General features: G+C 36.7%; 17 protein-coding genes. 2 read left to right on the top strand and 15 right to left on the bottom strand.

Translation table 11 applies throughout. The features are described from left to right. Positions 1 to 51: 51 nt before the first annotated feature. From HOO54_RS05995 to HOO54_RS05980, 4 genes are all read right to left on the bottom strand, one after another. Positions 52 to 201: a hypothetical protein gene (locus HOO54_RS05995; RefSeq protein WP_172293383.1), complete on the bottom strand. Its 150-nt coding sequence runs from the start codon at positions 199 to 201 to the stop codon at positions 52 to 54. 532 nt (positions 202 to 733) lie between these two features. After that, positions 734 to 1,132 carry a methyl-accepting chemotaxis protein gene (locus HOO54_RS25125; protein ID WP_253907759.1) on the bottom strand — a complete coding sequence of 133 codons (399 nt, stop codon included), beginning with the start codon at positions 1,130 to 1,132 and terminating at the stop codon, positions 734 to 736. Between the two features lie 669 nt (positions 1,133 to 1,801). Then, positions 1,802 to 2,521 (bottom strand): YebC/PmpR family DNA-binding transcriptional regulator, encoded by a 720-nt coding sequence (locus tag HOO54_RS05985; RefSeq protein WP_172293379.1) that lies wholly within the window; start codon positions 2,519 to 2,521, stop codon positions 1,802 to 1,804. Between the two features lie 260 nt (positions 2,522 to 2,781). Next, positions 2,782 to 3,144, bottom strand: a complete 363-nt coding sequence (locus tag HOO54_RS05980) for a hypothetical protein (protein WP_172293377.1) — start codon at positions 3,142 to 3,144, stop codon at positions 2,782 to 2,784. Positions 3,145 to 3,370: 226 nt separating this feature from the next. Here HOO54_RS05980 and HOO54_RS05975 point away from each other — a divergent pair, with 226 nt between their 5' ends. Together HOO54_RS05975 and HOO54_RS05970 are read left to right on the top strand one after the other, a co-directional pair. Next, positions 3,371 to 5,017 carry a CoA-disulfide reductase gene (locus tag HOO54_RS05975; protein WP_172293375.1) on the top strand — a complete coding sequence of 549 codons (1,647 nt, stop codon included), beginning with the start codon at positions 3,371 to 3,373 and terminating at the stop codon, positions 5,015 to 5,017. 418 nt (positions 5,018 to 5,435) lie between these two features. Continuing rightward, entirely contained in the window at positions 5,436 to 5,597 is a 162-nt protein-coding gene (locus HOO54_RS05970) for a hypothetical protein (protein WP_172293373.1), read from the top strand. A 416-nt stretch (positions 5,598 to 6,013) separates the two neighbouring features. Here HOO54_RS05970 and HOO54_RS05965 read toward each other — a convergent pair whose 3' ends face one another. The 11 genes from HOO54_RS05965 to lacG all read right to left on the bottom strand — a co-directional run bounded on the left by HOO54_RS05965 (position 6,014) and on the right by lacG (position 14,064). Then, positions 6,014 to 6,139, bottom strand: coding sequence for a PhrK family phosphatase-inhibitory pheromone (locus tag HOO54_RS05965; protein ID WP_172293371.1), 126 nt, complete (start codon positions 6,137 to 6,139; stop codon positions 6,014 to 6,016). Beyond that, positions 6,139 to 7,254 (bottom strand): Rap family tetratricopeptide repeat protein, encoded by a 1,116-nt coding sequence (locus HOO54_RS05960; RefSeq protein WP_172293369.1) that lies wholly within the window; start codon positions 7,252 to 7,254, stop codon positions 6,139 to 6,141. The genes HOO54_RS05965 and HOO54_RS05960 overlap by 1 nt, the downstream gene beginning before the upstream one ends. A 141-nt stretch (positions 7,255 to 7,395) precedes the next feature. Continuing rightward, complete coding sequence (locus HOO54_RS05955) at positions 7,396 to 7,650, bottom strand: TfoX/Sxy family DNA transformation protein (protein ID WP_172293367.1); 255 nt, start codon at positions 7,648 to 7,650, stop codon at positions 7,396 to 7,398. Continuing rightward, on the bottom strand, positions 7,647 to 7,964 hold the full coding sequence (locus HOO54_RS05950) for a carboxymuconolactone decarboxylase family protein (RefSeq protein ID WP_172293365.1): 318 nt from the start codon (positions 7,962 to 7,964) through the stop codon (positions 7,647 to 7,649). Before HOO54_RS05950 ends, HOO54_RS05955 begins: the two co-directional genes overlap by 4 nt. Before the next feature lie 15 nt (positions 7,965 to 7,979). Continuing rightward, a complete protein-coding gene (locus HOO54_RS05945; RefSeq protein ID WP_172293363.1) occupies positions 7,980 to 8,219 on the bottom strand; it encodes a zinc ribbon domain-containing protein in 240 nt (79 codons plus the stop codon). A gap of 1 nt (position 8,220) precedes the next feature. After that, complete coding sequence (locus tag HOO54_RS05940; RefSeq protein ID WP_172293361.1) at positions 8,221 to 8,814, bottom strand: TetR/AcrR family transcriptional regulator; 594 nt, start codon at positions 8,812 to 8,814, stop codon at positions 8,221 to 8,223. A 174-nt stretch (positions 8,815 to 8,988) separates the two neighbouring features. Further along, the gene (locus HOO54_RS05935) at positions 8,989 to 9,396 is read right to left on the bottom strand and encodes a DUF2283 domain-containing protein (protein WP_172293359.1); all 408 of its coding nucleotides are present in this window, start codon (positions 9,394 to 9,396) and stop codon (positions 8,989 to 8,991) included. A gap of 67 nt (positions 9,397 to 9,463) precedes the next feature. Beyond that, a complete protein-coding gene (locus HOO54_RS05930; RefSeq protein WP_172293357.1) occupies positions 9,464 to 10,642 on the bottom strand; it encodes a glycoside hydrolase family 53 protein in 1,179 nt (392 codons plus the stop codon). A gap of 18 nt (positions 10,643 to 10,660) precedes the next feature. Next, a complete protein-coding gene (locus tag HOO54_RS05925; RefSeq protein WP_172293355.1) occupies positions 10,661 to 12,319 on the bottom strand; it encodes a PTS lactose transporter subunit IIBC in 1,659 nt (552 codons plus the stop codon). Between the two features lie 12 nt (positions 12,320 to 12,331). Beyond that, positions 12,332 to 12,649, bottom strand: a complete 318-nt coding sequence (locus HOO54_RS05920) for a PTS sugar transporter subunit IIA (RefSeq protein WP_172293353.1) — start codon at positions 12,647 to 12,649, stop codon at positions 12,332 to 12,334. Between the two features lie 14 nt (positions 12,650 to 12,663). Then, positions 12,664 to 14,064: a 6-phospho-beta-galactosidase gene (gene lacG / locus HOO54_RS05915; RefSeq protein ID WP_172293351.1), complete on the bottom strand. Its 1,401-nt coding sequence runs from the start codon at positions 14,062 to 14,064 to the stop codon at positions 12,664 to 12,666. Positions 14,065 to 14,330 lie beyond the last annotated feature (266 nt).

The raw sequence follows: 14,330 nt of genomic DNA, 5'->3' as shown, positions 1-14,330 counted from the left end.
GACTACATTCCTAAAAAACAGAAATGAACTTAGTTGATAAACTTTTTTCCTCTATCCATGATTGAAATCGGTTATCATCAAGATCAACTGCTTGATATTTGTATGCGTATTTTCCATAAACTCTGCCTCAGAATAGGCAAACGGAAACCCTAAAACATCCTTTAATGAACAAGGATTAGGATGATTATAATTTCCTTCCAAGTTTCTATCCCTATTTCATTAAAAGGATAATAATCGAATTTCTGATAACACTTCTGAAAAACAGGCATCATAGAACAAAAGTTTTCTTCAACTCCAACATGACCCATTATATTTGTCAGGAAAAAACCTCTATATAGCAGGAACCTTCAAGGGTACTAGTATCATTCAATCATTTAATTCCCCTTGACTTAGCAGTAAAAAGCAAATACATACAATCCACCAAAAGGGGATGTATGTGTTCAAAGATACAGATATTAGTTTTGAAATAGACAACTGACATTTAACTCCAGACACGATTGGGGGAAAAGTTCCAAATTGGCACTGAACAGGGGATTTCTTGAAGAATTAGGGTGGGACATAAAGATAATCAACCTGGATCAAGTGATCGCTTACAAACAGAAATGTAAAAACATTAGACCTGAGTGCATTTCCTTTAGAGAAAGACAGACTGAGGTATAGTAAAATCATTCATAATGCGAACACTTTTGCGAACTCTAAACTGTAAAGAAACAAGAGAAGCCTTAGCTTCTCCCTAGTCTTCTACCTGATATTCTGCCATTTTGGCAAGGTTTTGCACGTTTTTCTTCATTTCTTGCATGGTCAGCGAAATTTGTTCTACATTAGCTGCTTGAGCTGTTGTATCATTAATCACTTGAATCGATTGTTCAAGACCTTTCAATAAAGCGTGGATTTTTTTGGTGATTTCATCGATCTGTCCGACATTTTCTTTCGAGTGTGTCGCCAATTTCCTGATCTCATCCGCTACAACTGAAAAACCTTTACCAGACTCTCCTGCTCTTGCAGCTTCAATTGCTGCATTCAATCCAAGCAGATTACTTTGATCTGATATGCCCTTAACTGTGACTGAAATTTTTTCAATTTCACCAGCACTCTCACTCACTTCTTTCGCCTGTTTCGAAATATCTGTCATCTGCCCGGAAAACCCATTGACTGATTTTGCAAGTTCTTGAATAGAAATAGCAGTCTGTTCAACGATTGCAGACAGACTCTCAGCGACCTGATGGAGCTGATCTGCTTTTTCAAAGTTTGTACTTAAGCTGACTCCACCAATGACGCGACCGTTTTCATGATGGAGTGGAACCGCTCTTACAGCAAGTGGGATACCGAACTTTTCTTTTGTCACTAAACTAACTTTTTGCCGATTTTGCCGGATGGCATCGGTGATCACGTCTCCTTCTTGCAAAGGACTACCGGGATTCGCAGTCAAAGACAACGTTTTTCCTGGAATATGAATGATAAGTTTTTCTGTATCATAAATGCTAATTGCCACATCATCTTGAATTAACTGATTTAAAAAAGGAGCTACTTTTACAAATGCGTCCAAAAGAGGATGAATTTCTTTATGTTCTATTCCACTCATACTTAAACCTCCTGATTCTCTGGTCATTATTTGCGAAGATTTATTTGATTCCTGCGTACTCGAAAATGATTTAAAAAAATCGCTCAAGGACAATTTTAGGAAAATTAAAAATTCAACTTTTATATCGGCTTTTTTTAAAGAAATTAAAATTTACTAATAAAAAAAGATTTTACCGACGATTAGGTAAAATCTTTAATCAAAACATAGAGCATTTAAATATTAAGCATCTAAATCAACATTATGATACACTTGCTGAACATCTTCCAAATCTTCGAGAGCATCAATCAGTTTTTCAAATTTATCCTTTTCATCCTCTAGCAGTGTCACGTCATTTTGCGCAAGCATTGTCAGCTCTGCGACAGTAAATTCAGTAATACCGACATTTTGCAGTGTTTCTTGGACAGCATGAAACTGATCAGGTTCAGCGTAGACAATGACTGTATCATCTTCTTCAAGAATATCGCGAACATCAATATCGGCTTCCATTAATAATTCGAGCACTTCATCAGCTGTTTTGCCTTCAAAACCGATGACTGCCGTTGGATCAAACATATAGGCAACAGATCCGCTCACACCCATATTACCGCCGTTTTTTCCAAAAGTAGAACGCACATCAGCCGCTGTGCGGTTAACGTTGTTTGTCAGCGCATCAACGATCACCATAGAACCGTTCGGACCAAATCCTTCATAGCGAAGTTCATCATAACTTTCTTCAGCACCGCCCTTCGCCTTTTCAATCGCCCGTTCGATAATGGCTTTTGGGACATTATACGTTTTTGCTCGCTCAAGCACGAATTTTAATGCCTGATTTGACTCAGGATCGGGCTCTCCTTGTTTCGCCGCAACATAAATTTCGCGTCCAAACTTAGAATAGACCCGACTTGTATTCGCATCCTTTGCCGCTTTCTTTTCTTTTATGTTGTTCCATTTACGACCCATGATGTAACCACTCTCTTTCAACATTGAATCTTTTATTCACAAAATCTATTATAACGCAGGATGATGAGATTTTATGTTATTCAAACAGAGAAATTGCGACATTTTTTTGGAGATGTATTTAACATGTAGAGAAAACTTATATCATGTTAAAGGAGAAATCCATCTCAGCTAGACCTCTTTTTAGCTCTAATATGATGGCTGTTTTGCACAAGCAAATTGCTGGCAAGCCTCACTACAGTTGCCAGTTCAGTAATGAAATATTAGTCATTAAAACCGTTGATCTCAAAATTATCTAAATCAAGTTTTAGGCTTTTCAGTTGTCTCAATAAAACTTCAAATTTTAAGCAATCACCATTTCTATATTCCTTTGGGAAATTTTCGTGAAGCGGTATTTTCATTCCAGACTCAATCCATTGCTTACGATACAATTGAAATGTAGCTTCAATTAAATGTTTTGGTGTTACAATGAAGCCTAATTCCACGTCATGGTCTTCACTGTAGCCAAACTGAAAACCACAACAACGACAAATCTCAAATGTTTTATAATACTTTCCCCTATACAAAAGATTATCTGTTAAACCTTTATACCCGCATACTAAACATCTATATAATTTTTTATTCAAGACTGAGCCCTCTTTTATTCTATTATTTCAGATTGTTGCATTTACTATTCACACCTTTTATTATACTTATGTTAAAAAATCAATTAAATTTAATTAAGGCAATAAAACCTTTTCCATCTTTTTCTGTCACAAAACTGTAACTTTTATCATGTAAATTTTAATCAACATTCGTTATTATAGGTATAGGGGTATATGTATTTTAGAGAAGAGAAAGGAGTACTACAACATGACCAAAAAAATTGTGATTATTGGCGGAGTCGCTGGCGGTGCATCGGCAGCTGCACGGCTCAGAAGATTAGATGAACAATCTCAGATCGTCCTGTTTGAAAGAGGCGAGTATATTTCTTTTGCTAATTGTGGACTTCCTTACTATATTGGTGAAACGATTAAAAAGCGTGAAAAGCTACTTGTTCAAACTGTTGAAGGTATGAGCAAAAAGTTTAATTTGAACATTCGAAACCTTAGTGAAGTCGTTAAAATCAATCGTGACCGCAAGACGGTGACTGTCAACCATTTACCTGAAAATCGTATCTATGAAGAAAGCTATGATGTGCTTATCCTTTCACCCGGAGCAAAACCAATCATCCCGCAAATTTCCGGGTTAACTGAGGCAGACAATGTGTTTACGTTGAGAACCATTCCTGACACTGATCAGATTAAGGGCTTTGTTGACAATCATCAGCCTAAGGAAGCCGTTGTGATCGGAGGCGGATTTATCGGTTTAGAGATGGCAGAAAATTTAGTTGAACGGGGTGTCAATGTAACACTTGTGGAAATGGCCAAACAAGTGATGGCACCGCTAGATTACGAAATGGCAGCAATTGTTCACAAACACCTTATCGAAAAAGGTGTCAATTTAATTTTAGAAGACGGTGTTCAAGCCTTCCGTGACAACGGAAAAGAAGTGATTTTATCAAGTGGAAAGATGATCAATACGGACTTTACTATTTTATCAATTGGCGTCACACCTGAGAATCAATTAGCTGCGGAAGCCGGTCTTCACATCGGTAAACGTGGAGGCATTCAAGTGAATGAGTTTCTGCAAACAAATGACAAACACATTTATGCGATTGGTGATGCGATCGAAGCAGCAGATTATCTCCATCAACAGCCTGCTTTCATTCCATTAGCTGGTCCAGCCAATCGCCAAGGCCGAATTGTTGCTAATAACATTTACGGTAAGAAAGAAGCATACAAAGGTACACTGGGAACATCGATTGCTAAAGTTTTTGATTTAACAGCGGCTGTGACAGGCAGTAATGAAAAAACATTACAAAGGCTTGGCATTGATTACGAGGTTGTCCATGTTCATCCTGGTTCACACGCTGGCTATTATCCAGGTGCACACCCGCTTGCACTTAAAATCATCTTCAGCCCTGACAACGGACAAATCTATGGTGCACAAGCAGTTGGGAAAGATGGAGCTGATAAACGAATTGACATCCTGTCAACTGCAATCAAAGGCAATCTCTCAGTATTTGACCTAACAGAACTTGAACTTGCCTATGCCCCTCCATTTTCATCAGCAAAAGATCCTGTCAACATGGCGGGCTATGTTGCTGCAAATATGCTTGAAGATGGATTGGAGACTGTTCAGTGGCATGAAATTGATGAAATTGTTGAAAATGGCGGATTTTTAATTGATGTTCGTGAACCACATGAGAGAAAACAAGGTTTTATTAAAGGCTCACTCAACATTCCATTAAGCGAAATCCGCGATCGACTTGAGGAAATTCCAAAAGATCAGCCAATCTATGTCGCCTGCCAAGTTGGGCTAAGGGGTTATCTTGCCGTTCGAATCTTGAATGGCAATGAATATCAGGCAATTAATTTGGATGGCGGTTGGAAAACTTATTCTTCTGTCAAACATTAAAGACAAGGGGCTGCCCAGTAAGTTGATTTTTGACTACTGGACGCCCTTTTCACGTTTAACAAATGGAGCTGTCTAAAAAGTCCTTTTTCAACATAAATCAGGGGGAATTGCGAGACTCCCGCGGAAACAGCGAGTCAGGCGAGACCCAAGAGGAGCAAGGAACCAGCTCCGAGGAGGCTCGCGGAAAGGGAGTAAAATCCCCAATTTTTATTCATCCACACGACTTTCAGGACAGCCTCGATCTTGAATTATAAGTTTTAACAATTTTACTCTTTTCAGACAACCCCTTTTTAATCAAGTACTTTCAAAACTGTTACATCTGGAGTTCATTGTAAATTACTTTTTTAAACTTTTGCATAAAAAAATGCTACAAGCAAACACTACATAATAAACATTCTCAGTGAAAGGAGCTTGCCATATGAATAAAAATGATCTTCAAGAATGCATTTCAGAATGTGAAAGTGCATTAACTCATTTAAATCATGCCTTGCGCAAAGTACATGATCAAGCAAAACCTAAAATGGAACATGCTGTAAGAGATTTAGAAGAATGTATTCAAGAATGTCGTAGTCATATGTAAGACTATAGTAAAGAAGAAGTCTTTATGGCTTAGTAATTTAAAGGATGTCTGGTTGCCCAGGCATCCTTAATTCATCTAAAATGATTCATCTGAACACATCACTCAAAACAAAGAAAGATTTTATGATAAAATAGACGCCAATGATCAAGAAAATTATGATAAATGAGACTCTTTTTTTATTCCTTATTTCCTGAATAAACTGATATGAGAAAAAAACAGCCAATAAAACGGTTAAAACATAATCAATATTTTGTAGAGTTGAACCCATAAGCATCCCCCTATATTTTGTTAATATTTTATTATAAAGCAAATAATTCCTTTGCAACAATGACCAATAAGAACTGTATTTTTGCTACGATAGAAACAATAAAATTTCCAAAAAAAAAGAAGCCCTATAAAAGGACTTCTTCATAACATTAGCCTCCAACCGGCAATTCTGCTGTTTTCATATCCCCTGATGCCATATGATTATGCTGTTGAGATAAAGCAGCTCCACCCAAAACCATCGTTACTAAAGATAAACAAATCATCATTTTTTTCATTACACTTCACTCCCTAATGATTTCATTTTATTTTCGGCTTTGACAGCCATTTTGACAAATTCAAGCGCTTCCTTATAGTGCCCTTTATCTTCATAATACCCAGATATAAGCAAACAAAGGTCATGAACACCGTCTAAATCATTAAGTTTTTCTAAATCGTGAAGATCTCTCAAGCAGATCGCCATACTGTCCGATGTTTCACAGCGATACAATTCATAAATAATATTTATTTTCTTTTCATAAATATTATTACCATTTTTAGACAATTCCACTTGTCCTTTTTGATATGAAGTCATTGCTGCTACTTTTTCTCCAATCTTAAACAGCTCCCTTGTCAACATATAAAGAGAATTGATAAAGTAACATGACTCACACCATTCTTTAGTACTCAATGCTTTTTGTAATGCATGTATACACTCCTCTGATCTGTTCATAGTTGAATAAAAAATACTAACATCATGGTAAAGCATCGCTTCTAAAAATGGATCCCCAATCTTTTCTGAAATCTTAAGAGACTCTTTGAAATAATGTTCCGCCTCTTTGAAACGTTCAATATGCATGTAATTAGCACCCATCACAACAAGGGATACCGCCAACCTCTTTTCATAACCCTCATGTCTCTTAAATATGGTCATGGCATCTTTTGCATAATTGAGGGAGACCTGATTTTGCCGAAGAGACATATACAGCCAACCCAATTTAATAAAAAACTCAGCCTTCTCAATTTTGTCAGGAATTTCAGCTAATTTCTGCTCTGCAATTTTATAAAGACTAATTGCCCGGTCAAAATTCCTCGAATAAGACTCATACATGGCTTCAAAAAAGTAAAAATAGTAATCAATCAGCTGATTCGTCTCTTCAACACACTTGCTTTGCGACGCAATAAAATAAGATCGGTCAGGGGGCCGTTCTCCTCTTGCATCATAAAGCATCATCCGATATCTTTCCTCAAGCAACGAAAAGTAAGTCAATACATCCTGATTTTCTTCCATATCAACAAATGTTGATTTCGCCCGCTCAAAGAGACTTTTTGCCTGTTCAATGTCATGCATTTTAATAGCTAAATGAAATTCATTTAATATACCACCCACAACCTCAGAAGCGACCTTGCTCATCACATCCCCCCTTTCTTTTTCCTACTATCACCTGACACCTCGATGTTAACATAGTTTGTCATTGGTGGTAATAACATACAGTCAATAAGTGGGGACCGTCTGCTGATCTGATTAAAAAAAGAGGCTGTTTAAAAGCCCCTTTTAAATGATTGAGTCATAATACTGTTTTAAATCCATTTTTACATGGCTTTCAAAAGAATGCCATCTAACTCCTTGAATGGCACCTTCTAAACTGCAAAGACAGTTGAAGCAAGTATCTCCTTCATAGAAATAGAGTTTAGAAAAAGCTGCTTTGCTACCCATTTTTATGAGAGTTTCATCATCTTCAATTCCAACTGCAGCAAGCCGTTTCTCAAGTTTATGACCAATATTAGAAAGTTTACTGAGTCTTTTCATGATGATTCCTCATCAAAAGCTGCGAGTGCAATGGGCAGGACTTTCACAACTTGATTTCCAACAGCCGGTAATCCAAGTAATATTGCACTGATTATTTCTTTCCTTGTCACACCGGATGCTTTTGCACTTTTCACATGGAATGGGATTCCGCTTTCAAGACCCACTGTGGCCATTACGGCAAGATAAGCAATCTCTTCTGTTTTTTGATCCAGACTACTCGCTTGATCAAGCTTGCCAACAGCTTCCAGCCAAGCTTTCGCATGCTCTGGGGCTTCATTCAAAAAAGTCTGAAACGAATGGCTCACAAATTCCATCTATGGACCTCCATTCTATTGTTTCTTCCAAGCCGGAAGTTTTGCTAACATTCCTTTTGCAAGATGACGGGCTGCATGGTTATCAAAACCTTGTGTTTTCACAATGAACTCTGTCATAGATTCTATTTTTTCTTCGTAAGACTGCATCGTACCATCAGAGCGGGCACAGAAAGCACAATAATCTTTTTCCTCATCTCCCATTGCAAAATCCTCCCGATTTTTCATAGGCATCCCGCAAGCAATACAGATTTTCATATTAGTATTCTCCTTTGATTAAGTTTAAATAGTGGTCTATCAATTGTTCACCGTATTTTTCCAACACTGAGCCATTGGGAGCAAACAAATCACCATTGATTAAATAATGATGGATGAGACCAATCCATGTGTTAAATAATAAATCAACAGGCTGAGAACATATTTTGTTATTCTGCATGTCTTTTTCAGCGATTTGGATCATATGAAATGAAATCGTGGACTGAATCATGATGAAGGAATGACGGGAGCTTTCACTTAAAAAACGACCTTCTAAAATCAATCTGGTGTAAAACGTTTCATACTCACGAATTCCTCTAATATGAGCAAAAAGAACATCCTTCATATCGCAATGATCGCCAACCAGTTCATGCAAACGCTTGGCCAAGCGCAACCCAAACTCTTCTATAACAGTATCTAAAAGCAACTCCCTTGTCGGAAAATGCACAAACACCGTGCCATGTGATACGTTTGCACTTAATGCAATATCAGAAGTTCGCGCACCAGTTAAACCGTCTTTTGCAAATTGATGGATGGCAGCTTCTATAATTTGCTGTCTTGTTTGACTCTTTTGTATTTGTCTTTTTGAACGTGTCATTTCGTTGACTCTCCACTCATTGAGTTTGAACTTATTATATAATGGAGGGGAAATGGTGTCAATAAAAGAGGAATTGATAGGACGGAAATGGAAGGTCATAAAGTCAAAAAACCCTTAAAAAAAACAAAAAGAGACTAACATATGACATTACTTCTGCTAGTCCCTTACATAACTTTATTTGATTGTCATTTTGTCTAATAATATTTCATCATATTTTGAAATGTCAACAATATCAAATCCAACAAATTCTTCAAAATGATCATCACTGAAACAAAAGGATATACCGTAAATGCTAAACGTTTTCGTTGTTTTTTTATCAGATAGCCTAAAGCTATACATGAGACTTCCGTTATTGATGGATTTTGAGTAAATTCTTTTAACTCCAGCAAGGCTTGAAGCAGAAATTGCAGAAGAACCGAATAGTTCTATTCCCACAATTCTATCTTCGGTGTCAATATCAAGCACAATATCTTCATTAACTTCTAATTCATCAGTAGATTTTATCTTGTGTTTCCTAGATGGCGGCAAGACATATAGATATCCTAACTCTGCTTCTTTGTCAAATGTTATCGCTGATCGCAAATGAAACCTCCTGATTGGTATCTCTTTGTCATCATCCATCTTCATGTTGCTGACAAAGAAGAAATCTTCATTTTTTTCCTGTTTTAAAGGCCTGTAAACCAGGCAAGGCATGACCATTAAAATCAAATAAAGCTTGATTATCCCATTCGTTTCCAGTCTCGTCCTTGACATTCAAATAATCCATGCCAGCTTGTGTAGCCCATGAAACATTTCCATTATACCAAAGCGGTTCCCAATAGAAAAAACCTTGTCCTTTATCGTTTGGAACTTGTTTTATTGATGCTATTAAATCAAGTAAATATTTCTTTTGCCCTTCAGAAGTTGCTGGATATCCGCCAATTTGAGCTTCTTTCTCTCCAAATGCATTTTTCTTATGATCTGCATTTCCTGTCGTATGACCATAGGCAGTTTCAACGACAATCACATCTTTGTTATAACGGGAGCTTATCGTATTCATATTATGTTGTAGGTTTTGCAATGATCCATGCCAGTATGGATAATAAGAAATACCAATCACATCAAAATCAACATTTCTTTTCATGATTTCGTCAAACCACCATTTAAAAACGTCATGATTTCCTCCATCAGCCAGATGCAACATGATAGGAGTATGAGACATTTGTGTATCTTTTACTGCTTTAATTCCAGATTTCAGAAAAGTTGATAATCGATCAAATTCTCCACCGCCTTCTCCCCAACTTTTCCCATACGGCCATAACATCCCACTATTTAGTTCGTTCCCAATTTGAACCATATCAGGATAGGCGTTTTGTCTCTTCAGGTTGTTTAAAACATCTTTAGTATAATCATATAGGGCATTTGTCAATTGTGGAAAACTCTTATTCTTCCACGCTTTAGGCAAGTTTTGCTTTCCAGGATCGACCCAAAAGTCACTATAATGAAAATCCAGTAAAACTTTCATTCCTAATTTTTTAGCTCGTTTAGCTAAGTTAATCGTTGTCGATAAATCGTTTGTACCCGCTCCATAACGATTGCCCAATCTGTCGTAAGGATGATTCCATATCCGAAGACGAATATAATTTACCCCACTTTGTTTTAAAATTTGTAGAGGATCTTTCCTTTTACCATTAACATAATAATTCGCACCTGATTTTTCCATGTCTGCCAGAGTAGATATATCAGCACCGCTAATAAAATGATCACTAGCATAAACATGACCTGTAAAAATGACACTCAGACTTAAGAAAGTACCTAGAAATACGCTCAATATTCTTTTTTTCGCCAACTTCTTCCCTCCATATTATTAAAATTGGCCTGATACAAAATCAACGGCTTCTTTAGCATTTCGTGTCAAATTGATATATTCTACACCCTTTGTCGCAACTAGTTTAATTCCTAACCGATCAGTATCTTCTTTAATGTCTTTATAATAGGAGTTGACTTGCGGCGCAAGAATGATCATATCAAAATCTTTCATGATGTCGTAATGTGATCCATAGGCACCTGCTGAAGCACTTATTGGAACATTATATTGTGAAGCACCATCTTTAAGCGCATTCGCTAACATCGCACTAGTACCAGCTCCGGCACACAATACAAGTACATGAATATCTTTATCAAGCTTACGGGTAACATTTTCTTCAGGTGTTGCTGAAACTGTCGAATCAGTCGTTTCTTCTTTCACCATCTCAGTATTTTCAGCTTCTTTTTCGAGCAACACTTTATCATATGCTTTACAGAATGGTAAATAAATTGCAAAGTCTAGCACAATTAAAACGGCTGCTAAAATAAAAGCTAATAAGCCCATTCCGGTACCAAGGACAAGTCCAACTGGGCCTGGAGTAGCCCATGGTAATACATACATAAAGCTATTCATCCCTAAAACATCAACGAAGAATTTAAAAGCCCAAACATTGATAATCGGTGTAATCAGAAACGGAATAAAGAAATACGGATTCAAAATGATTGGAGCAGCAAATAGCAATGGTTCATTAACCGCAAAACATACTGGGACAACCGAAGCTTTCCCTACCGCTTTTAATTGCTTCGATTTTGCGAATAATAGAAAAATAAACGGGACAATTAAGGTTGCACCAGTCCCCCCCATTGTACCTACAAAGTTCCCCAACCCTACAGTTAACACTTTAGATGCTTGTTCACCTGCATGATACAGCTGTAAATTTGCCTCAACATTTGCATAGATGATCGCAGCGATGGCTGGTTCTACAATGGATGGCCCATGTACACCGACAAACCAGAATAAAGCCATCGCTCCCCATATAATCGCAATTCCTAAATAGCCATCAGCTGCAGTGAATAAAGGTTGGAGCAATTTAATGACAGCTTCAGCAAATGAAATTCCGCCAAAGTGGCGAATCACTAAATCAATCAATACGGCTGCAAAAACAGAAAATGAAAACGGAAAAATATCTCTAAATGTTTGCGAAATGGTTCCAGGTACCTCTTTAGGCATTTTAATGGTAATATCTTTTATCACACAAAATTTATAAACATTAACGGTAAGAAATGCCGCAATAAAAGAAGCTAATAATCCTTTTGTTCCCATAAAATCTGTTGAGAAGCCACCATCAATTTGCGATACACTTAATAGTAAGAAGCTTACGATCGATGCCAGCATCACTGAAGTAGAATTGATCGATTTGTTTTTTGGCATTCTACGATTCATAGAATCTGTCAAACAACGAGCAGTTGTAGCTGCAACAAGCAGCCCTACAACTCCCATTGAATAACCATAAACTTTCCATAACCACAAGGACACTGCTTCAGGTAATTTCATACCAAATATTTCAGGAATGCTAGCAATCAAAATAAAGATACTGGAAAATAAAATAGCAGGCATAGCCGATAAAAAACCATCGCGAACAGCACCTAAATAAATATTTCGAGAAATCTTTTCAAAGAGCGGTTTCCCTTTTTCGATTTGTTTAATGATTGCCTCCATCGCTTTACGCCCCTAGTCATTATTTTTTTTATATAATTCAATAAAATCTTGAATGAGATCTCTCAAAAGCAATGTTGTCATTAAATGATCTTGTCCATGGATAAAAATGAACCCTAGCTCCATGTCTTTTCCTCCAGCTTCTTCTGTTAGAACCTTTGTTTGAGCATTGTGTGCTAATGTTAAATTTTCATCAGCTTCTTTTAACCCCTGTTCTATATTTTCAAAATTTCCTTGTCTAACTTCTCGCAAAAGTTTTAACAAAGTGCTCCTTGCATCACCAGAATATGCAACAATTTCAAACCCCAACATCTGCAATTCTTCTTTACCCATTGCTCATTCCCCCATTAAATGATTGTTTTTGTTTCACTCACAAATTTATACCAATAAGCGGATTCTTTCGGATATCTTTTTTGCGTTTTAAAATCAACATAAAATAAACCATACCTCTTGTTATAGCCGTTAGACCAAGAAAATAGATCCATTAATGACCAAAGAAAATATCCTTTAACATTCACTCCATTAGAGATTGCTTGACTTAAAGATTGTAAGTAAACTCGTAAATAATCAATTCTCGGTGTATCAGTAATGATTCCATCTTCGAATTCATCTTTATACCCCATACCATTCTCAGTAATATAAATTTTATTGTAGTGTGGATAGTCTTCTTTAATTCTTAAAAGTAAATCATACAGCCCTTCTGGATAAATCAACCAGTCCCAATCCGTACGAGGAATTCCTTCTTTATCAATTCTTTCTCCAATCCCTTTGACTTTGTAAACAGATGTGCCCTTTTCTCCTGTACCATTATGATGAATCATATTTTCACCATCATATGCTTTAACAAAATGACATTGGTAATGATTAATTCCTAAATAATCGTTCCGCTTGGATGCTTTTTTCATCTCTTGAAAATCATCTTCAGAAAACGCATATGTAGCATGATTTGCTGCACATATTTCATCTAATGCACTGATGGTTTCTTCCGAGTAATAGCCAAGATATGTGGCATCAAGTAAAAAGCGGATCGACAATGCATCATCCAAAAAAGCTGCATGTTTGTCTTCAGCAGATTCTGAAGCTGGATACTTCGTTTCTAATGAATGAACAACTCCGATTTCACCTTCATACCCATTGTCTTTAAAGAGATTGACCACTCTTGCATGCGCATACATCATATTGTGTAAACATTGAATAATCTTTGGAAAATCGTACTTGATTCCTGGAGGGAAAATCCCTAACAAATACTGATTCGTAGCAACCGGATAAATTTCGTTAAAAGTACTCCAATAATGCACTTCCTTAAATTCGTTAAAACAAAATTCAGCAAATTGAACAAAAGCCTCGACATTCTCTCGATTCAAAAAATCTCCTTGATCAAACAGAACTTTAGGCGTATCAAAATGATGTAAAGTAACGAATGGAGTGACATTTCTTTTTTTACACTCGGCAAAAACATTGTGATAAAACTCGACTCCTTCCGGATTAACTTCTCCTACTCCATTTGGAAAAATTCGGCTCCATGCTATTGATAAGCGTAATCCATTCACACCAAACTTCTCACACAACTCGATATCTTTATCATATTGATGGTAAAAATCACTTGCAGGATCTGGGCTAAATCGGCCTTGTTTTTCTAAAAATTCATCCCATGCGACCGCTCCCTTTCCCCCTTCCTTTGTAGCTCCTTCTACTTGATATGCGGCTGTAGCCCCACCAAAAATAAAATCATCCGGTAATTTCAGCATGATATCCCCCCACTATTTCAGACTTTTTTGTTCATATCACTTAGATTGTAAACGCATTCAAAACAATTGTCAACATAACCGAACAATTATAATCATTATTTGTTTTAAAAAAATTTACGTAAATTTAAATAAAACGTTTAAATATAACAGAATACACGGTATGTTTATTTATGTTCGTTTATGTTAGATGGGAATGGTTGATTTCTATTACAATATTCAACTACCCAAAATCATTATGAAACGCTTCACCATTCTCAGATGCTAAA

The sequence above is a fragment of the Bacillus sp. WMMC1349 genome, assembly GCF_013155385.1.
Taxonomy (GTDB): Bacteria; Bacillota; Bacilli; order Bacillales; family Bacillaceae; genus Bacillus.
The sequence above is the reverse complement of the archived record's forward strand: the minus strand, read 5'-3'. Positions and strand labels throughout refer to the sequence as shown.